Raw genomic sequence first — 21,250 nt, forward strand, 5'->3', positions numbered from 1 at the left:
GGCAAAGGTTGAAAGAGGCGAAGATTCATAGATGTAAAGGTTGGAGGGGTTGAAATTTGAATTGCCTCCAGCTTTAGCTGGAGGTTTTAAAAAAAAAAGCCTAGTGAAAGGCTTTAGCCAAATTTTTATGCTTTTGAATTTTAAAAAAAAATCAGCTGAAACAATGTATATCATTTCAGCTGATTTTTATATCGAGAGTATATTTTTATAAAGTTTTGGTTGCTTCTGCTTCTCTTAGATTTTGATTTTTTAAAATTTCTTTTAAGAAAGGCTTGACTAGAGTCTCAATTTCAGATTCTGCAATGTTTAAAGCTTCAGGATCTGATGCTAATTTGAGCCAAGGTTTTTGTCCATCAAAATCATAGTTTCCAAAAACGATTACAGGAGTTCCTTTTACTTTAATGTTTTCCTTGTCTTTTAGGATCCATTCATCAGCAAAAGTGTAAAGATATTTGGCGTCTTTTTCTAATAATCGCAAACAAGAATGTGAGGCAGGATATCCTGGCAAATCATATTGATGAAAGCCAACTCCAAGTTTGTTTTCAATATTAAAGTTCCATTTTAGTTCCCACTCATCATTAAATGTGCTGGTTGTTTTTTCTGCCTTCCAATTCGTAAAAAATAATCCCGTAGGAGTAGGGTCTTTTTTTCTTCCCATATTGGTTGGTCCTGTACGAACCAATTCGCCATTTTCATAAGCGGCAAAAGCCTGTGTAGGATAGGAAAAAAGGATGATTTTTGAAACTTCTTCTAAAGCTGAGACGTGTAACGGAAACGGAAAGTAATAGACCAAGTCTCCGCTAAAATCTTCTGGAATTACAACAGAATCCAGTTTTTTAAAGTTAGCTTTATCTGTTCGGTTTAAAGCATAAACAATATCCATTTTGGAGCTGTCAGCTTCATTTAGTTTTAGCCATTCTTTAGTGTTTGCTATTTGATAAGCAGCAGTTTCTGGCTTTTTATATTCGATTACTTTCTTTTTCTCTTTTTTATTTTCAGTCAATGTTATGGTATCGGTTTTTTTGCAAGAACCTAATAAGACTAACATTAAAATCAGTAGGGCGTTTGCTGTGTAATATAACTTTTTCATAGGTCGTATTTTTATGAATATAAAGTTATAAATCTGATAGCTGAAAAGGGTTACATAATTTTTTGAATTGGTTTCGGGATTTTCATTAATTATAAAAAGCAAAGTATTTTTAAAACTTAAATCAAACTTTTAATTTTTGCATATTGCAATAGCATGATAGTTTTAGCATCTGTTATTTCTCCAGATTCGATCATAGCGTAGGCTTGGTCAAACGTAAATTCCAAAACCTCTATATTTTCCTGTTCGGCATCTAATCCGCCGCCTTCGCTCACTTTCATATTTTCGTCATATTCTCCAACAAAAAGATATAAAATTTCTGTTACTGATCCTGGTGACATATAGGTTTCGAGAACTTTCTGCACTTTGCTTAAACGATAGCCTGTTTCTTCTTCAGTTTCACGAATAATGGCTTGTTCTGCATTGTCTTTGTCTAAAAGCCCGGCACAAACTTCAATCATCATTCCGGTTTTATTTCCGTTTAAAAAGGTTGGCAAACGAAATTGTCGCGTCAGGATAACCGTTTTTTTTATTGAATTATATAGTAAAATTCCAGCGCCATTTCCGCGGTCATAAACTTCGCGAATGTGCGACTCAGCAGGCTGGTTTTCTTTTTTGTAGTCAAAAGTTACTTTGTTTAATACATACCAATTGTCTGAAAGCAATTTGGTTTCTGTAATTTCGATTTCTGGATTTTTTCTCATGGCAGTAATAGTCAAAAAAAACGCTCTGATAATCAGAGCGTTTAAGTGTATTATTTTGTTATTGTTTGTTTTCTATCTGGTCCAACCGATACGATTTTGATTGGCACTTCGATTTCTTTTTCAATAAACTCAATATATTCTTTTAGCTCAATTGGCAATTGATCGTAAGATGTCAATCCAGTCAAATCTTGCTTCCATCCTTTGAATTCTTTGTAAACCGGAGTAACATTTTCTGGTTCAATGTTATAAGGGAAGTGAGAAATGTTTTGTCCTTTGTAGTTGTACTCTGTACAAACTTTTAAAGTTTCGAAACCAGAAAGAACGTCACCTTTCATCATCATTAACTGAGTAACTCCGTTAACTTGAACTGCATATTTTAAAGCGACAAGGTCTAACCATCCGCAACGTCTTTGTCTTCCTGTTACAGAACCAAATTCGTTACCAACTTTTGCCATTGTAGCGCCAACTTCGTCAAAAAGCTCAGTTGGGAAAGGTCCGCTACCCACACGAGTAACGTAAGCTTTAAAAATTCCGTAAACCTCTTTGATTTTGTTAGGAGCAATCCCTAAACCTGTACAAGCTCCAGCAGCAGTAGTGTTTGATGAAGTTACGAAAGGATAAGTTCCGAAATCAACATCTAACAAAGACCCTTGAGCTCCTTCGCAAAGAATAGATTTTCCAGCTTTCTGAGCTTGGTGCATATATTCTTCACTGTCAATAAAGTCTAATTTCTTTAATTCTTCAATAGCTTCGAAGAATTCTTTTTCTAATTCAGCTAAATTGTACTGGATATTCACATCGTAAAAAGCGATCATTGCTTCGTGTTTGTCAGCCAAAGCTCTGTAACGATCTTTAAAATCCTCTAATTCGATGTCTCCAACACGTAAACCATTTCTACCTGTTTTATCCATATAAGTTGGTCCAATTCCTTTAAGAGTAGAACCAATTTTAGCTTTTCCTTTTGATGCTTCAGAAGCTGCGTCAAGCAAACGGTGTGTTGGTAAAATTAAGTGTGCTTTTCTAGAAATGATTAATTTCTTTTTGATGTCAAGGTTGAATTTTTCTAAACCTTCAATTTCTTTTTGGAAAACTACAGGATCAATTACAACTCCATTTCCGATGATATTTACTGAGTTTTTATGAAAAATTCCAGAAGGAATCGTTCTAAGTACGTGTTTAATTCCGTCAAATTCTAATGTATGCCCTGCGTTAGGTCCTCCTTGAAAACGTGCAATGATATCATAATTTGAGGTAAGTACGTCAACAATTTTTCCTTTACCTTCATCTCCCCATTGTAATCCTAGTAATAAATCTACGGTCATTCTTCTTTAATTTGCGTTGGGACAATCTCAGTTGTCCTACTGATTATGTAGTTAATTTTCTTTTTTTCTTTTTTTGAAAAAGTCTAATTGAATAGACTATGAATTTGAGCTTTGCTTTTTGTTTCCGTAGAAATAAAGCGAATGATTAGTGATTTCAATATCAAAAATTTCTTCGATAGTCTTTTTGATGGTTTGAATTCTTGGATCGCAAAATTCAATCACTTCTCCCGAATCTGTCATAATGATGTGATCATGCTGTTTATCAAAATATGATTTTTCGTAGTAAGCCTGATTTTGTCCAAATTGATGTTTTCTAACCAAAGCGCAGTCCAACAATAACTCAATCGTGTTGTACAAAGTAGCTCTACTCACACGATAGTTCTTGTTTTTCATTTTGATATAAAGGTTTTCTATGTCAAAATGTTCCTCGCTGTCGTAAATTTCCTGAAGTATAGCATAACGCTCAGGAGTTTTGCGATGCCCTTTTTGTTCAAGATACAATGTAAAAACATTTTTTACAATTTCTTGATTCTTAGTGTTGTCAGTTGAAATAAGTGTCATATCCGGCAAAGATAATTTTTTATTTTTAATGAATAAAAGTTTCGGGTTTAAAGTTTCGTTACAAAATTCTTATAGTTTCCCTAAAAAGTTAGGTTCTATACTCTCTAGTAACCTTATCTACCCCGTCAATTTTCTTAATTGCATTGATCATTTTCTTCAAAATGGTGTTATTTTTTACAATTACAGCAATCTGACCGTGAAAAATTCCTGCATCTGTGCTCAAAGAAATGCTTTGAATATTAACGCTCATATTGTTTGAAATTACTCTTGTCAATTGGTTGGTAAGTCCTAAAACATCCATTCCGGTAATATTGATAATGGCTTTGAATTCTTCCTGAGAAGAGTCGATCCACTTGGCGCTCATAATGCGATACGCATAATTAGACTGCATTCCGATTGCATTCGGACAATCTTTTTTATGCACTTTAATTCCTTCATTGATGGTTACGAAACCAAAAACGTCATCACCAGGAATAGGGTTGCAGCATTGCGAAAGTTTGTAATCGAGTTTGTCATGCTCTGTTCCAAAAACCAGCATATCATAATTGCTGCTAATGACTGGTTTGTGAATATCTTCGTCTGCAGTATCTTTATTTCGCTTAATTTTATTTTTGAAGAAATTGATAAACGAATTGCTTTTCTGTGCAGCATAATCTTTCAGTTGCTGATTTTCGATCGCTCCAATTCCAACTCTATAAAATAAATCTAAGCTTGTTTTTAGTTTGAAAAAGTTTACAAGCTCATTTGTTACCTGTTCGTTGAAAGTAACTTTTAAGTGTTTTAATTTTCTGACCAGTAACTCTTTTCCTTCTTCTGCAATCTTTTTAGTGTTCTCGTTAAGAACATTTTTGATTTTATTTTTAGCTCTCGAAGTTGTTACATAGTCAAGCCAGTTTACCGTTGGTTTTTGGTTTGGAGACGTAATTACTTCGACTTGATCGCCACTTTTTAATTCATGATTTAAAGGAACTAGCCTTCCGTTTACACGAGTTCCGCGGGTTTTAATTCCAATTTCTGAGTGAATGCTGAAAGCAAAATCAAGAGAAGTGGCGCCTTTTGGCAACGATTTGATTTCTCCTTTTGGAGTAAAGACGAAGATTTCTTTAGAATACAAATTCATTTTAAAATCTTCCACAAAATCTACCGCATTGGTTTCTTGATTTTCTAATGCTTCGCGAAGTAAGTTTAGCCAAGTGTCTAAACCGCTTTCTTCTGTTGCGCCATTTTTATATTTATAGTGCGCTGCATAACCTTTTTCGGCAATTTCATCCATACGCTCGCTTCGCACCTGAACTTCAACCCAGCGCCCTTTTGGTCCCATAACCGTAATGTGAAGTGCTTCATAACCCGTAGATTTTGGTGATGAAATCCAATCGCGCAAACGGCTAGGGCTTGGTCTGTAATGGTCAGTTACGATAGAATATATTTTCCAGGCAATGAATTTTTCTTCATGCGGATCGGCTTTGTAAACGATTCTAAGTGCGAACTTGTCATAAACTTCATCGAAAGTTACGTTTTGCGCACGCATTTTGCGACGAATAGAGTAAATTGATTTTGGTCGGCCTTTAATGATATAGTCGATGCCTTCATTGTCAAGAGATTTCTTTAAAACATCAGAAATATCTTTGATGTAAGCATCTTGCTCTTCTTTGGTTTCACGAATTTTACTTACAATGTCGTCATAAACTGCTGGTTCAGTATATTTTAATCCTAAGTCCTCAAGTTTGGTTTTAATGTTATAAAGTCCCAAACGGTGGGCTAGGGGAGCATAAATGTATAAAGTTTCAGATGCGATTTTGGTTTGTTTGTATTCCGCCATCGAATCCATAGTCTGCATATTGTGCAGACGGTCTGCCAGTTTAATTAAAATTACACGAACATCATCATTCAGCGTCAGAATCATTTTTCTGAAATTCTCAGCCTGCATAGAGGCGTTTAAATCTTTCTGAACCAATGAGATTTTGGTAAGGCCTTCAACTAGCTGTGCCACTTTTGGATTGAATAAGCGCTCAATGTCTTCAACAGTCATTGGGGTATCCTCCACAACATCGTGCATTAGAGCCGCAGCGATAGCGGTCGCGCCCAGACCAATTTCTGAGGCAACAATTTTTGCAACTGCAATAGGATGAAAGATATACGCTTCGCCAGATTTACGTCTCTGATCTTTGTGAGCATCAACGGCTACATCAAAAGCTTTTCTAATTAATTTTTTATCGGCGGTGTCTAAAGTTTGGTAACTTATTCGAAGTAATTCCTTGTATTCCTGCGCAATAGCTTTGTTTTCTTTTTCAATATCAATTTCTGTCATAACGGCATAGTTCAAGTACTAAAAATAAGAATTAGTTTGAACATACGCAAGGCTTTAGAGCTGTACATTTTAAACTATTAACGTAGATTTTTTACTACAAAGAAAGACGTTTTATTCGGCTTTGATTTGTAGTGCAATAGTTTCTTTGTCAGGCTGAGTGAAGCCAAGGCTCATAAAGAATAGAAAATTTTAAAAAAAAACTAGAAACCGCGTTGTCTTTTGGCTTCAAAAATTAAAATAGCGGCCGCAACTGAAACATTCATGCTGTCTATTTCTCCCTGCATCGGAATAATGATATTCTGCGTTGCCTCGTCACGCCATTGCTGTGTTAAGCCAGTTGCTTCTGTGCCTACCACCAAAGCTGTTGGAGTGGTAAAGTTTTGAGTGTGGTAAGAAGTTGAATTTTGCAAAGTGGCACTATAGAAACTGATCTTTTTTTCTTTTAAAAAGGCAATGATTTCTTCTGATGATCCCGTTGCAATCTGATTGGTGAAAAGGCATCCAACGCTCGAACGCACAATGTTCGGATTGTATAAATCGCTTTTTGGATTGGCGATTAAAACAGCATCCAGATTGGCCGCATCTGCAGTTCGTAAAACAGCACCGATATTTCCTGGTTTCTCTAAAGATTCAACCACAAGAATTAATGGATTGTCAGATAATTTTAAGTCAGATAGTTTTAAGGATTTGGTTTTGGCAACAGCTAGAATTCCTTCGGTCGTATCGCGATACGCTAGTTTTTGGTAAACTTCTTTGTTGATTTCGATAATTTGAAAAGGAGCGTTAATCAGTTTGTTAATTTCTGATTCTGAAACTAATTCTGGTAAAAATAAAACAGTTTCGATTTCGTAACCGCCTTTTATGGCTAGTGAAATTTCACGTTGCCCTTCAATCAAAAATGTTCCGGTTTGTTTTCTGGCTTTGGCTTTTTCTTGAAGTAAAACCAAAGATTTGATAAACGGATTTTGAACTGAAGTAATTTGTTTCATTTTTTTAAGGCTCAAAGTTGCAGAGGGGCAAAGGTACAGAGTTTTTTTCTTCCTGCAAGGTTTTAAAACCTTGTAGGCTTGTCTCAAAAGTTTTATAGCCACGAATTCACGAATTATTAAAATAAAATTCGTGAATTCGTGGCTATAAAAAAACTATTTCTCAAAAATTTCTTTGATCTCAGTTTCTACGGGATGATCTGTTGCGAATTTGTAGCCCATTATTTTTGCCAATGTCTGCGCGAACTGTTTTTGGTAGCATTGAGATTCTGTTTTGATTTCGCCTTTTGGAGCAATTTCTGGCCCCATTGCGGCAAACCAAATTTCAGATGCGCCAGGAACATCAGAACCATGATCTGTCCATTGCGATTTTACTTTGTCTCCGCGTCCGTGGTCGACCGTTATGAATAAGGTTGTTTTGTTTTTGTACTGAGGGTCATTTTGAACAAAATTCCAAATTTCCTCAATCCATTTATCGACTTGGTTGGCTGCGTCTAAATACGAACGGTACTGTCCATGATGCGCCCACTCGTCGGTTTCGCCATAGGCAATGTAAAGCACTTTTGGCTTTTTATTTTTTAGTTCGTCTAACGCCTGATAATGCGTAAAAACATCTAGGCATTCATCCATATGAAAAGGTTTGTATGAATTGTCACGCATCTCATTCAATAAGTGCTGAGCTGCTGTTGGTTTATTGCCGCCTACTTTATCAAATGCAGAAATTACGGGGAAACTGCTTCTTTCTTCGTTTAAAATTCTATCAAAAGCATCCCAAGCGCCAAAAGCGGCAACTTTACCTTTTAATTTAGATTGCTGATTTAAAAATTCTAAAACATTGACGTTTGGATTGGCTTTGTAACTGTTCGAATTGACTTTTAAATCTACATTTCCAGTCATGATTTCGCTATAGCCAGGATAGCTAAACCAATACGGATTGGCAACATCGACTTTATTTCCTAAATCGCGGTTTCCGTAAATCTGACCTTTAGTGGCAATTTCAGACCAGAAAAAAGGCATTAGTTTTTTACGTGCTTCTTTGACATCAGCATCGCTGTATTTTTTATAAATGTAAGCACTGTCTCCCTGATTGAATTTTTTATCATTGGCAATGGCACGATCGATTCCTTTAAAAACTTCTTGCCATCTAAAGCCGTCAGTGGTAATAATGATGATGTTTTCTGTTTTTTGAGCTTGAGATTGAATGCTTAATAAAACGAAAAGATATAGAATTGTTTTTTTCATTTTTATCTGTTTTTAGTTGTTGTATTCAGATTGTTATTTTCTTTCAAAACTAATTTAATAATAAAGATAACAGTGAAGCCAATCTGTAAAATAACCATAAGTTAACAGATTAAGGACGATTACAAAATCCCTCTCGACTTAATTTCCAAGTATTTATTGATTGCGTCGAGCGTAAGATTTTCTGGCTGCGTTAAGACAGAATGGATTCCGTATTTCTTCAATTCGTTTACAATCAATCGCTTTTCGACCATGAATTTCTCAGCAATTACTTTGTCGTAAACTTCTTGAATTGTGGTGGTTTTTTTATTGATGATGCTGTTTAATTCTGTATTACTAAAGAAAACTACAACCAGTAGATGGCTTTTGGCAATTCCTTTTAAATAAGGCAGTTGACGATTTAAACCGTCCATGGTTTCAAAATTGGTGTACAGAATGATTAAACTTCTCTGGTTGATGTTTTTCTTGATGTCAACATACAATCGGCTGTAATCGCTTTCGAAGAAATCGGTTTTTACATTGTACAAAGTTTCGAGGATTTTCTGCATCTGCGAGCCTCTTCTTTCGGCAAAAACTCTGTTTTCTACTTTTTTAGAAAAAGAAAAAAGTCCCGCTTTGTCCTGCTTTTTCAGAATTACATTGGATAAAACCAAAGCCGAATTAATCGCATAATCCAATAAGCTTAATCCGTCAAAAGGCATTTGCATAACACGTCCTTTGTCGATTGCCATATAAACCGATTGCGATTTTTCGTCCTGAAACTGGTTCACCATCAGCGAATTTTTTTTGGCTGTGGCTTTCCAATTCAATGTTCGCAAATCGTCACCTTGAACATATTCTTTAATTTGCTCAAACTCCATTGTATGGCCTATTCGGCGTATTTTTTTGATTCCGTATTGGAATAAATTATTTGAAAAAGCAATCAAATCGTATTTTCTCAGCTGAATGTAAGACGGATAGGTCGGAACCATTTGATCCCTGTCAAAAGTAAATCTTCTCGAAATCAATCTTAATGGCGAAGAAACATAAATGTTCAAAGCGCCAAAATGGTATTCTCCACGTTCTGTCGGGCGAAGATCATAACCAATTTCTTTTTGTGTCGCCGCTTTTATTGTTTTTACAATTTTGAAGTCTCGAATCTGAAATTGAAACGGAACTTCATCGATAATTTTAACCGAAACAGGAAAATTGTAATGATTTTTTAAATCAATTTTTATTGGATTTAAATCTCCATTCGATAATTTTTCGGGTGTAATTCTTTCAGCTTCAAGTCCAGTTCTAGATGCGTATAAAAGCAGTATGTCTAGTCCTAAAAAAGTAGCCAAAGCCAAAACAAGCAGCCAAACGGCATTATACATATTCGGAAAAATAAAAGCGCAGATAAACAATCCTATAATGCCAATGAGCATATAGAAAAAGAAATTGTTGAGATACAGACTTTTTATGAATTTCAAGTTTTCTTGGTTTTATGTTTTTCTAATAAATTTTAGTGAAATCATCAAAATCAAAGCCTTCTAAATAAGCTATTTTCCAAGCGCCGTTTTCTTTAATTGCTTTCACTTTGTATTTAAAATTGCCTTTCCATGACCAAGTCCAATCAAAAGAAGCTTTGTTATTTTCAATTTTCAAATGGTTAATAGCCATTGTTTTCCAATAATTTTCTGGATTATCTTGACAATTGCACCACGGATTGGAATCATTTCCAAAAGGAGGCAGGTCTCCCTCCAACCATTCTATCTTTTTAGTTTTAAGATTGGAGTCTATTCTTAAAGCGATTTTATTGTAATTATCTAAAAACTGCTGTGAAAAGAAATTGGTTTTCTTGAGTTCTTCCAGTCTTTTTTTATGCGCATTCAAATCCAAACCAATGTATTTGTCTCCTTTTTTGTTTGCAATCGGGTCGAAATCATTGTTGTTATTTTTAGTTTCTACCCATTCGTACAATTTCTTTACCAAAGTTTCAATTTCCTGTTTGTCATTTTTGAAATAAAAAGCATCATTTTTGGCTTTTAAAAAAGCAGCATTTGATGGCTGAACAGCAATCAGCAATAGTAAAGAAAAGGATATAAGAAGTTTAGATGGTTTCAATTTTTTTAGTTTTTTATTGTTTCAGGTTTCAAGTTTCAAGTTTCAAGTTTCAAGTTTCAAGTTTCTCCCGAAGCTTCGGGATCAGGTTTCAAGTTTCAAGATGTGCCTTTCTTTGTCAGGCTGAGCGGAGTCGAAGCCCTTTACGTTTTTCACCATTCACCATTCACCATTCACCATTAATAATCAAATAATTACCTCGGAATTTCTACTGTTTCAATAATCTGTTTAATAATTTCTGGGCTCGTAATGCCTTCCATTTCGCGTTCTGGCGCTACAATAACGCGATGCTGTAAAACTGGAATTGCAGCTTCTTTAATATCTTCTGGGGTGACAAAGTCACGTCCGCGGATTGCGGCAAAACCTTTTGCAGCATTTAGAATGGCAATTGAAGCACGAGGCGAAGCTCCTAAATATAAAAAGGCATTTTCGCGCGTATTGACTACAATTCTCGCAATGTATTCCAATAAATTTTGTTCTACTCTGATTTGTTTTACCAAAGCTTGATATTCTTTAATTTCTTCGGCAGAAAGAATGGTTTGAACGGCATCTAGTTTTCCGTGATCTTGAAGCGAATGTTCTCTTTGAATAATTAAAATCTCTTCATTCAGTTTTGGATAATCGATCGTGATTTTGAAAAGAAAACGGTCCAATTGTGCTTCTGGCAAACGATAGGTTCCTTCTTGCTCAACCGGATTTTGCGTGGCAATCACCAAAAATGGCGCTTCTAACTGATATGCAGAACCGTCAATCGTAATTTGGCGTTCTTCCATAACTTCAAAAAGAGCTGCTTGTGTTTTTGCAGGAGCACGGTTGATTTCATCAATTAAAATCAGGTTAGAGAAAATTGGCCCTTTTTTGAATTCAAATTCTGAATTTTTGAGATTAAAAATGGAAGTTCCTAAAATATCAGAAGGCATTAAATCTGGCGTAAACTGAATTCTGCTGAAACCAATATTTAACGTTTTAGCCAATAGTTTAGCCGTTATGGTTTTGGCAACTCCCGGAACGCCTTCTAAAAGAACATGGCCATTTGACAAAATTGCAACCAAAAGCTGGTCTACCATTTTGTGCTGCCCCACAATTACCGTTTCAATCTCTTTTTTGATTGTATTTACGTGGTCTAAAAGCGGCCCTAAATTAATTCTGGTTTCAAAATTCACATTTTCATTTGTGATTTCGCTAGATGTTGTATTGATGTCGTCCATAATTTGGTCTATTTTCTTTTTAAATTTCGTTTAGAATTTTAATGTAAAATCTTTTCTATTGCTGTGTTTATTTTAATCAAATCTTCTTCGAGACTTCCATGATAACTGTTTCGGTGGTCATTAATTAACTGAACCACTTCTCGAATGTCTTTTTCGTCTTTTCCTGTTTTATAATGCAATTTGGTGATAAAATCGTCATTAAGGCTGCTGGTGTCAATGAGATAATCGGTTCTGATTTTTTCTAAAAAGTAAATAATCTTTTTATCGATAATATTGGTATGATCGCCTTCCTGATAATATAAATTTCCAATAGTTTTGGTAAAATCGACCGTTAAGTTCTGCAATGGTTTTATGACGGGTACAATGCGCTGTTTTCGTTTTGCATTAAAAACCATAAAAATAAGAATCCCGATTAAGCCCAGATACCAAGCCGATTTTAATGCGGGTTGGCTCCAGATATAGCGCATCGGAGAACTTGAAATTCGTTTATCGTTTAAACTTTTGTTATACCAGAAAATATTTCCTTTTGGAATATAAGACAGCACATTTTCTGCATACTGATAATAATCTTTTTTCAGCAGATTGTAATTGGTAAAAGCTACTGGCTGCGTATGCAGATAGAGATAGCCATTTTTGTAAGGAACCTCAATAAAATTGACTTGCCTTTTATTTTTACTGCTGATCTGGTAGCCTAGAACTTTTGCATTTAAAGTGTCTATTTTAGAAAAATAATCGCTTAATCCAGTATTTAAAGTATATTTTTTAGCGCTAACTTTTTTATTTGCCATCCAAACCGAAATGCTGTCATTGGGCATGAAATCTGTTTTTAGCTCAATTTTCAAAGAGTCTAACAATACTTTTGGAAATTCTTTCATGCTTAAAAAAGCATTATTGCCTTGAGAAACAAAATGTAAAATTTCTCTCATTGATCCTTCATCAATATTATCGACCTCAGAAATATTCATGAAAGTGCCTTTAATATTATATGATTCTACATTCTCGCTAGAATTATATTGAGAATCCAGATATTCATAAGGAGTCTGTGTAGAAATTCGTTCGACTTTTTGCTTGAAAAGGCCATCCGCTTCCTGATCGAAAATGTATAGCCCGAATGGGATTTTGTCTTCGACAGAATAAGTTGGAGTCCAGTCAATAGGCTTTGGCTGTCCTTTATCTACCAGCAGTGTTATTCCGAAAAGTAAAACCAGAATAGCAATGTATATTTTAACTTTATTATCCATTGCCAAAGGTTTTTAGTGCTTTTTTAAATCTGTTTTCAGTCTTTCTGAAGGTTGAATCGTCAATTTCAAATTCTCCATACCAAATATAATTGTACAAATAAGAAAGATAGGTAAACTCTTCTTTATGTGCAGGGTTATGCAGTTCGTACAAATAATCAGAATTCGTTTTCTCGATGTCCCATTCAATATAATGGTGTTGTGCCATTACTTTCAGAAGCCATAAATAATAGTATCGTATGGCAATTCTTTTTTCGCCAGCTTCGATGCTTTCTTTAATCAGTTTTTCAAAATCCAAAAGATGAATGTTTTTTTCGGCGTCAGAATAAAACAAGGTTCTTTTGTTGGCATTTTTTCCAAAAATCCATCGCCCTTCTTGCTTGGTAAGTGCTTTTGCAATAAAATAAATTAGAACAATAACCACTAGAATAGCGATGACTCTAAATAGAAAGGCAATAAAATCTAGAGAGGTTTTTACACTGCTGAAATTAAACAAATTAAAAAATTGTCTTGCCAGCCAATGCTTAAAATGATCCCACCAGTTTTTTTTGGGCTCTTTGTATTCGTAAACAAAGTCTTTATCAGTATATTTTTTCTTGAAATTTTTCTCGAAATGCCTAGCTTCTACATTTCCAGAATCTATTTGAATATCTTTTTCGGTATACTTAATTCCAGCAATTTTTGGAGGATCTACAGGTGCAACAATAGAATCCTGAGCCTGAGAAATACCACAGCACAAAAGAAACGATAAAATAAATAATAATCTTGTCATTACTTGGTCTTAAAGATTTTCGGCGGTTAGAGAATGAATTTTTCGGTGTACAATAAAAGGATAAATCAAGTAATAAAATGATATAATCGATAATGTAGCTAAGATAATAAAACTGCTTAGCCAGTTGGGCATATCAATAGAATATCGGGTGATAAAACCTTCTAAAAATCCTGCACTTATTGTGAATGGAAAAGTGCTTAAGAATATTTTAAAGCTGTTTTTAAAGCCAATCTTAAAAGAATTTAGTCTAGAAAAAGTTTTTGGAAATAGGATGGAAGCCCCCAAAATGAATCCGGCTGTCGCTTCAATTACGATGGCAAAAATCTCCATAGAACCGTGAATCCAGATGCCTCTGACGCTTTTCCAGAAAACGCCCTGCTCGTAAAAAAAATATTGAAAAGACCCCAGCATAATACAGTTCTGAAGAAAAACATTGAAAGTTCCAATTCCAGCAAAAATTCCGTAGAAATAGCATCTGGCGCCTACAAAAAGATTATTTACGGTAATGCCAATAAAACTACCCCAATTGCTGCCCGAACCATATACGGCCATCGGATTGCCTTTTTTGATGTTTTCTAAGGTCATGTTGACATATTGGTCGCCTAGAATTAAGCGTACAAAATCGCGATCGTAACGGGCAGAAAGGACTCCGATTGAAACGGTAACAAAAAATAAGGCAAAAGCATAAACCAAATATCTTCGGTATTCGTAAACCAATAAAGGCACTTCGATCTTAAAGAAATCTATAACTCTATTTTGGTCGGTGCGTTTGGTTTTGTAAATTTTTTGATAAATCTGAGAAGCAAGATGATTAAGGTATACAACCGTTTTGCTTTTAGGATAATACGTTTGAGCATACGACAAATCATTCATCATTTGAATGTACAAATTAGCTAATTCATCAGGATTTTTTTTAGCTTTACCAAAAATTGCCAGCTCAAATTCGAGCCATTTTTCTCTGTTTTGTTTTATAAAGGCGATTTCTCTCATTGTAGGCTAAAATATGAAATATGTCAGAATTATCTATTAACACGACACAAAATGTTAAAATAAATTTTATTGCCGCTTCTGTAGGCGAAAGGCTGGGTGCTTTTTTTATCGATTTGTTTATTATAATTTGTTATATAACAGCACTTTCTATAGTTCTTTTCGACTGGCTGCGACTTGATCGTCTGATGGTTAATTTGGACGGCTGGTCTCGCGGTGCGATTTTCTTAATGCTCTATTCCCCGGTAATTGTGTACTCGCTGGTTTTAGAAAATGTTTTTGAAGGACAGTCGCTTGGCAAAAAAATACTGAAAATTAAAGTCGTAAAAATTGACGGCTATCAGGCAGGTTTTGGCGACTATTTGATTCGCTGGTTTTTTAGAGTAATTGACTTTTTTACTTTTTTCGGACTTCCAGGACTCATTTCGGTAATAACCAGTCAAAAATCACAGCGATTGGGCGATATGGCAGCCGGGACAGCTGTGATTACTTTAAAGAATAAAATTAATATTAGCCATACTATTTTAGAAGAGATCGGCGAAGCGTATGTACCTACATATCCTCTGGTTATTAAGCTCTCAGACAATGATATGCGCATTATTAAGGAAACTTATCAAAAAGCTGCCGCTAAAAATGATCACGAAGTTATTTACAAATTAGTGGCAAAAATTGAAAGTGTAACTGGCATTAAAAATCAATCCGGAAATTATGACGATTTTATTAGGGTGATTTTAAAAGACTATAATTTTTACACGCAAAATATGTGATTTTTTTTCTTTGAATAATTGCTGATGATTTTTGTAATTTACTGATAATTCTTTAAAATTTATTCGTAAATTTATATATAGATAATTAATTCTTAAATTTTTAAATCCAATGAAAATTACAAAGCCATTTCTGTTTTTATTAGTGTTATTATCTGCTTGTGTGAGTTTTGCCCAAAGCGGAAAAAAATTAGATAAAATTATAAAAAGAGATTATCAGATTATTGAATGTACGGTTTTAAAAATGTCTGATAAAACAGTAGAATATTCTCTTCCAGGTGAGACCGTTCAGATTTCGCTGGATGTTTCTCAAATTGCCAAAATAGATTTTGCAAGCGGGAGATCTCAAACCTTCGATGTTTCTTCAGGCACAAGCGATGCACCTCAGAGCGCCTCTCAAAATGTAGCAGCTGCAGACATGAAGCACAATACAATCGCGGTATTGCCAATTCCGTATATAAATGCAGACAATCAGCAAGGTTCTGAGGATATGGCAAAATTTGCGCAAAACGATTTGTACAACAAATTGTTAGATAAATCGTCTAATATTTTTCCGTTAACTGTTCAAGATTTAAGAACAACAAATAGTTTGCTGCATAAAGCAGGAATCGATCACAATAACATTGACGAAACGCCAATAGAAGATCTTGAAAAAATATTAGGAGTTGATAACATTGTTGCGGCAAAAGTTTCATACACAATTGGAACAGGTACAACAGCGACTACTTATAATAGCGGAAATGCCAAAGTGAGCAACAATAACAAAAAAGTAAGCACAAGCGACATCTCAACAACGACAGCAAACAATCAGACGTATTACTATTATACGGTTTATTTTGATATGTATAGAAATACAGACAAAATCTACTCCCAAACCCGTAAACCTTTGTTGGCGGTAAAAGATGGCTGGATGGATTCTATCTCGTATTTGCTAAAAAGAAGCCCTATTTATGTAAAGAAGTGATAGATCTTTTTGCGAGTCAGATTTGCTAAGATTATTCCTTACAACTTTTGTAACTTTGCATCTTTGTAACTCAAAAAAAAATGTTTCACTTACTTGATATTATTGGGACAATGGCGTTTGCAATGTCAGGCGCCTTGACCGCAATGCACAAAAAACTAGATCCGTTTGGGGTTTTTATCATTGCATTTGTTACTGCCGTTGGAGGCGGAACGCTTCGCGATGTCTTAATAGGAAGAACTCCTGTTGGCTGGATGCGCGATATGCAATACGTGTACGTGATCATTTTAGGATTTTTTTTGGCCATTTTTTTTAGAAAAAGCTTCGATAAACTTCGTACCTCATTGTTTTTTTTTGATACAATTGGGCTCGGAGTTTTTACTTTAATAGGTCTGGAAAGAGGAATTCTAACAGGCCTTCATCCAGCGATTTGCATTGCACTTGGAACTATGACAGCTTGTTTTGGAGGCGTAATTCGCGATATTTTATGTAACGAAATTCCAAACGTTTTTAGAGAAGAAATCTACGCCACAATCTGTATTTTTGGCGGAATCGTGTTTTTTGGATTGAGAAAACTGAATTTAAACGACGATATTCTCTATTTGGTTACCTCTCTTGTGATTATTATGATTAGATTAATGGCAGTTAAGTATAAATGGCATTTAAAAGCATTTGATCATAAATAAGCATGAAATATACCATAAGGAAATATTCGCAAGATGATTATTCGATGTGGAACGATTTTGTCGACCAATCTAAAAATGCCACATTTTTATTCCATCGCGATTTTATGGAATATCACAAAGATCGTTTTGAAGACTTCTCACTTTTAGTTTTTGAAGATAAAAAGCTGCGTGCCATTCTTCCTGCCAATAAAAAAGGAAATGCCGTTTATTCTCATCAAGGCTTAACTTATGGCGGATTGGTATTTTTACCGAAATTGAAAACAGAAAAAGTAGAATCGATTTTAGATGAAATTTTACTTTTTTTGAAAGAGAACAAATTCGAAACCTTTTATTATAGACCAATTCCAGAGTTTTATTTTTCTGAAGGAAATGCAGCCATGGACTTTTTTTTGATGAAAAGAGGAGCGGTTTTAGAACGCAAAGAAATGAATCTGGCACTAAATTTAACTGCTCCTTTGAAGATTTCTAAGAGTAAGATGAAACATTTCAGAAGAATTCAAAATCTTGATCTGGATATTTTGGAAGAAGAAAATTTTGACCCATTTTGGAAAAAAATTCTAGAACCCAGATTAGCAGAAAAGTTTGATGTGAAGCCAGTGCATTCCAAAGAAGAAATAGCACTTTTAAAATCTAAATTTCCTAAAAATATCAGGCAGTATTCTGCTTACAGAAATGACGAAATTATCGCTGGAATAACCATTTTTGAAACCAAAAACGTGATTAAATCACAATATGGTGCGACTTCAAAACTCGGAGAAGAATTTAGAGCGCTTGATTTTTTATTCATTAATCTGATTCATAAATACAAACGAAAAGGGAAACACTTTTTTGATATGGGCATTGTGGGTGAAGAAAATGAATTAGGCTATAATCAAGGGCTTTTATCGCAGAAAGAAGAATTAGGCTGTACTGTTTACAATCAGGATTTTTATAAAATAGAAATAAAGTGATACCATTTTTAGACCTAAAAAAAATAAATAAACCATATGAAATTGCTTTTCAGGAAAAACTGAAATCAGTTTTAGAAAATGGCTGGTATGTTTTAGGAAAAGAAGTGGAAACATTTGAAAAAGCTTTTGCAGGATATTGCGAATCAAAATATTGCATTGGAGTAGGAAACGGTCTTGATGCTTTGGTTCTCATTTTTAAAGGTTGCGTCGAACTGAGGAAACTCCAAAAAGGCGACGAGGTTATTGTTCCAGCCAATACTTATATTGCAACCATCCTGGCTATTTTGCAAGCCGATTTGATCCCGATTTTAGTTGAGCCGAGATTGGAAACTTATAATATAAATCCAGAATTAATTCAGGAAAAAATCACGTCAAAAACAAAAGCTATTTTGGCTGTCCATTTATATGGACAATTGGCAGAAATGAAAGCAATTAATGCAATTGCAGAAAAACACAATTTAATAGTTGTCGAAGATTGCGCGCAATCTCATGGGGTAAATTCCAAATTCAAATCAGACAAGAAACTACAATTTTCGGATACCGCTCTGAGCGGAGTCGAAGAGCTTTTGCAAGCTTCTGCGTACAGTTTTTATCCAGGAAAAAATTTAGGCTGTCTCGGCGACGGCGGTGCGATTACAACAAACGATCCAGAATTGGCAAAAGTGCTTTTTTCGCTTCGCAATTATGGTTCAGAAAAAAAATATCACAACGAATGTATCGGTGTAAATTCAAGACTTGATGAATTGCAGGCTGGGTTTTTAAATTTAAAACTGCCACATTTAGATTCAGATAATGAAAAGCGAAGAGCAATTGCAAAACGTTATTTGTCTGAAATTAAAAACAATAAAATCGTGTTGCCGTTTTGGGATTTCTCTAATAATCATGTTTTTCATTTGTTTGTCATTCGAACAGAAAATAGAGAAAAACTGCAAGAATATCTCATTCAAAATAATATCCAAACGGTTATACATTATCCAATTCCGCCCCATCAGCAGAAAGCTTTTTCGCAATGGAATAAATTGTCGTTCCCAATAACAGAAAAGATTCACAAAGAAGTTTTAAGCTTGCCGATAAGTCCTGTTTTGACAGCATCTGAGGTAGATTATGTTATTGAAATTTTAAATCAATATTAATTTGAATTTTTATAGAAAAATAATTCAAACAACTTTGTTTAAGATTACTTCTTTAAACAGTTTAAGTGTTGCTTTAAAAATCGGAATCGGACTAATTACTTCAAAAATATTAGCAGTTTTTGTTGGTCCGAGCGGGATGGCTTTTGTTGGGAATCTCCGTAATTTTTTGACTTCCCTTGAAAACATTTCGACTTTAGGTTTTCAAAACGGAATTGTAAAATATACCGCTGAAAGCGAAAAAAGCAAAATTGAACTTCAAAAAATTATTTCGACCGTTTTTATTGCTTTAGTGGGAGTCGCGATTGTTTTAAGCTGTATTTTGTTTTGTTCTGTTTCCTATTGGAATGAAAAAATTTTTGGCGATAACACTGAATATTTAATTGTTTTTAAAGTTTTATCATTCGTCCTGCCTACTTATGGGGTTTCTGTTTTTTTTATTGCTGTAATCAATGGATTGGGCAGATTCAAAAAAGTAATCGCCATTAATATTATTGGAAATATAATAGGTCTTTTAACTTCTGTTTTTCTGATAATGCAATTCAAAACCATTGGAGCTTTACTGGCAATTGTTATAGCGCCGGCACTACTTTTTTTTATTACGCTTTATTTGGTTCAGAAAGAGATTCGGATTTTTGAATTTATAAAATGGTATGCCTTTGACTTTAAAGTTTTAAAAAATCTCTCGGCCTATTCTCTAATGACGCTGGTTTCGTCTGTTTTCGCTCCTTTTGTGTTTCTAGCAATTCGAAACCACATTATTCAGGATTTGGGAATAGAACAGGCTGGATATTGGGAAACCATGACGCGCATTTCGAGTTATTATTTAATGTTTATCAGTACAATGCTGAGTGTTTATTTTCTGCCTAAGCTATCCCGTGCAGAAACCAATTTAGAAACAAAAAAAATCTTTTTGCAGTATTATAAATTCATTTTACCAGTATTTGGTTTAGCCTTAACGGCTGTTTACTTTGCAAGAGTTTTTATTATCCGCCTTCTTTTCACGCAAGATTTTTTACCTGTAACCGATTTGTTTTTTTGGCAGCTTTTGGGAGATCTTTTTAAAGTTTGTGCTCTAATTTTGGGTTATCAGTTTTTTGCAAAAAGAAAAACGCTGATGTTTATTTTAACTGAATTCTTTTCCTTGTCACTCTTGTATTTTTCGAGTTTGTATTTTATTAAGGAATTTCAAATTGAAGGAGTTGTCGTAGCCTATGCTTTTCAAAATTTAATTTATCTACTAGTTTTAATTTTTTACTTTAGAAAGAGCTTATTTTAGAATCGCAGCTTTAGTTCAAGAGGAATATATTTGATAAACAACCAAATATCTAAGGTTCTGTACGCTTTTCCCATTTCAAAATGCAATCTTTTCATTAGCGCTTTATTTTCTTCTTTAGTTTTATTTAAAGCAATTGCCTTTTTAATAACCAGATACGAAGAATGGTTTATTTTTCTAGTTCGAGAATTAAATTTTTTATAAAATTGATTTCCCAGAGAATTTTCAACTTCTCGTTTTTGAACCAAAATAGAATCGATAAATTCAAAACTATAATCTCTAGAAGCTCTAATCCAAAAGTCCAGATCTTCATAAGCAAGATTTTCGTCGTAGCCATTGAGTTGTTCCAAAACTTCTCGTTTCATCATTGAAGAAACAGAACAAATCATACTGCTTTGGTTTAACATTGCTAAATAAATATCTCCAGATGCGGGTTTTTTAACCGCCTTTTTTTCAGTGTCAACTTCATAATAATAACGAATGTGATTGTTCTTTTCTGAAATTAGTTCTGCATTTCCATAAACTACGGCAAGATTTTTTTTATCAGAATTTAAAAAAGCATTTACTTGTTTTTCAATACAATCCTTTAGTAAAACATCATCAGCAGCTAAATCTATTATATATTCGCCCTTTGAAAGTTGCAATGCTTTGTTGAATGTTTTTGTATTGCCTAAATTAATTTTGCCTGAAATAAATTGAACCGTTGGGTGATTTTGTAGCCAATCTGTAATAACTTTTTTAGAATTATCATTGCTGCAGTCATCTGCAATAATAAGTTCGATATTTTGATAGTTTTGGTTTAATACCGAATTTAATGCTTCAACTACAAACTTTTCATGGTTGTAGCACAAACAAATAACAGTAACTAAAGGTAGGTTTTGCATAAAAAGAATTGCGCTTTGAAACAGCCAAAATTAATGAATATTGTAAAGGTTTTATAAAAATTAAAGGACAAACTATATTTAGTATTTCTATATTTGTTTCAC

20 protein-coding genes are annotated in these 21,250 nt (G+C 34.2%); 6 read left to right on the forward strand and 14 right to left on the reverse strand.

Annotation, left to right across the window (positions count from 1 at the left end):
• Window positions 1–205: 205 nt before the first annotated feature.
• The 13 genes from N4T20_RS11140 to N4T20_RS11200 all read right to left on the reverse strand — a co-directional run bounded on the left by N4T20_RS11140 (window position 206) and on the right by N4T20_RS11200 (window position 14,500).
• Complete coding sequence (locus N4T20_RS11140) at window positions 206–1,090, reverse strand: L,D-transpeptidase (RefSeq protein WP_260673067.1); 885 nt, start codon at window positions 1,088–1,090, stop codon at window positions 206–208.
• Between the two features lie 116 nt (window positions 1,091–1,206).
• Window positions 1,207–1,791: an NUDIX domain-containing protein gene (locus tag N4T20_RS11145; RefSeq protein ID WP_260673068.1), complete on the reverse strand. Its 585-nt coding sequence runs from the start codon at window positions 1,789–1,791 to the stop codon at window positions 1,207–1,209.
• 50 nt (window positions 1,792–1,841) lie between these two features.
• Window positions 1,842–3,113, reverse strand: coding sequence for an adenylosuccinate synthase (locus N4T20_RS11150; RefSeq protein ID WP_177210430.1), 1,272 nt, complete (start codon window positions 3,111–3,113; stop codon window positions 1,842–1,844).
• A gap of 96 nt (window positions 3,114–3,209) precedes the next feature.
• Window positions 3,210–3,674: a Fur family transcriptional regulator gene (locus tag N4T20_RS11155; protein WP_250835238.1), complete on the reverse strand. Its 465-nt coding sequence runs from the start codon at window positions 3,672–3,674 to the stop codon at window positions 3,210–3,212.
• An 88-nt stretch (window positions 3,675–3,762) separates the two neighbouring features.
• Window positions 3,763–5,982 (reverse strand): RelA/SpoT family protein, encoded by a 2,220-nt coding sequence (locus tag N4T20_RS11160; protein ID WP_260673069.1) that lies wholly within the window; start codon window positions 5,980–5,982, stop codon window positions 3,763–3,765.
• Window positions 5,983–6,182: 200 nt separating this feature from the next.
• Window positions 6,183–6,971, reverse strand: a complete 789-nt coding sequence (locus tag N4T20_RS11165; RefSeq protein ID WP_260673070.1) for a TrmH family RNA methyltransferase — start codon at window positions 6,969–6,971, stop codon at window positions 6,183–6,185.
• Window positions 6,972–7,124: 153 nt separating this feature from the next.
• Window positions 7,125–8,210, reverse strand: a complete 1,086-nt coding sequence (locus N4T20_RS11170) for a phosphoglyceromutase (RefSeq protein ID WP_260673071.1) — start codon at window positions 8,208–8,210, stop codon at window positions 7,125–7,127.
• A 119-nt stretch (window positions 8,211–8,329) separates the two neighbouring features.
• On the reverse strand, window positions 8,330–9,616 hold the full coding sequence (locus N4T20_RS11175) for a DUF58 domain-containing protein (RefSeq protein WP_260673113.1): 1,287 nt from the start codon (window positions 9,614–9,616) through the stop codon (window positions 8,330–8,332).
• Window positions 9,617–9,683: 67 nt separating this feature from the next.
• Window positions 9,684–10,295 carry a hypothetical protein gene (locus tag N4T20_RS11180; RefSeq protein ID WP_260673072.1) on the reverse strand — a complete coding sequence of 204 codons (612 nt, stop codon included), beginning with the start codon at window positions 10,293–10,295 and terminating at the stop codon, window positions 9,684–9,686.
• A gap of 191 nt (window positions 10,296–10,486) precedes the next feature.
• Entirely contained in the window at window positions 10,487–11,500 is a 1,014-nt protein-coding gene (locus N4T20_RS11185; RefSeq protein WP_260673073.1) for an AAA family ATPase, read from the reverse strand.
• Between the two features lie 38 nt (window positions 11,501–11,538).
• On the reverse strand, window positions 11,539–12,741 hold the full coding sequence (locus N4T20_RS11190; protein WP_260673074.1) for a DUF4350 domain-containing protein: 1,203 nt from the start codon (window positions 12,739–12,741) through the stop codon (window positions 11,539–11,541).
• A complete protein-coding gene (locus N4T20_RS11195; protein WP_260673075.1) occupies window positions 12,734–13,510 on the reverse strand; it encodes a DUF4129 domain-containing protein in 777 nt (258 codons plus the stop codon). Before N4T20_RS11195 ends, N4T20_RS11190 begins: the two co-directional genes overlap by 8 nt.
• A gap of 9 nt (window positions 13,511–13,519) precedes the next feature.
• Entirely contained in the window at window positions 13,520–14,500 is a 981-nt protein-coding gene (locus N4T20_RS11200; RefSeq protein ID WP_260673076.1) for a stage II sporulation protein M, read from the reverse strand.
• A gap of 20 nt (window positions 14,501–14,520) precedes the next feature.
• Here N4T20_RS11200 and N4T20_RS11205 point away from each other — a divergent pair, with 20 nt between their 5' ends.
• From N4T20_RS11205 to N4T20_RS11230, 6 genes are all read left to right on the forward strand, one after another.
• Complete coding sequence (locus N4T20_RS11205; protein ID WP_260673077.1) at window positions 14,521–15,264, forward strand: RDD family protein; 744 nt, start codon at window positions 14,521–14,523, stop codon at window positions 15,262–15,264.
• Window positions 15,265–15,373: 109 nt separating this feature from the next.
• A complete protein-coding gene (locus tag N4T20_RS11210; RefSeq protein WP_260673078.1) occupies window positions 15,374–16,225 on the forward strand; it encodes a hypothetical protein in 852 nt (283 codons plus the stop codon).
• A gap of 80 nt (window positions 16,226–16,305) precedes the next feature.
• A complete protein-coding gene (locus N4T20_RS11215; protein WP_260673079.1) occupies window positions 16,306–16,908 on the forward strand; it encodes a trimeric intracellular cation channel family protein in 603 nt (200 codons plus the stop codon).
• Window positions 16,909–16,910: 2 nt separating this feature from the next.
• Entirely contained in the window at window positions 16,911–17,858 is a 948-nt protein-coding gene (locus N4T20_RS11220; RefSeq protein WP_260673080.1) for a FemAB family protein, read from the forward strand.
• Window positions 17,855–18,991, forward strand: a complete 1,137-nt coding sequence (locus tag N4T20_RS11225; protein ID WP_260673081.1) for a DegT/DnrJ/EryC1/StrS family aminotransferase — start codon at window positions 17,855–17,857, stop codon at window positions 18,989–18,991. The genes N4T20_RS11220 and N4T20_RS11225 overlap by 4 nt, the downstream gene beginning before the upstream one ends.
• Window positions 18,992–19,025: 34 nt before the next feature.
• Window positions 19,026–20,267 (forward strand): O-antigen translocase, encoded by a 1,242-nt coding sequence (locus N4T20_RS11230; RefSeq protein ID WP_260673082.1) that lies wholly within the window; start codon window positions 19,026–19,028, stop codon window positions 20,265–20,267.
• Here the strand turns inward: N4T20_RS11230 and N4T20_RS11235 are convergent.
• Entirely contained in the window at window positions 20,264–21,148 is an 885-nt protein-coding gene (locus N4T20_RS11235; protein WP_260673083.1) for a glycosyltransferase, read from the reverse strand. The two genes, N4T20_RS11230 and N4T20_RS11235, sit on opposite strands and share 4 nt — an antisense overlap.
• Between the last annotated feature and the right edge of the window lie 102 nt (window positions 21,149–21,250).

The organism is Flavobacterium sp. TR2, assembly GCF_025252405.1.
GTDB lineage: Bacteria > Bacteroidota > Bacteroidia > Flavobacteriales > Flavobacteriaceae > Flavobacterium.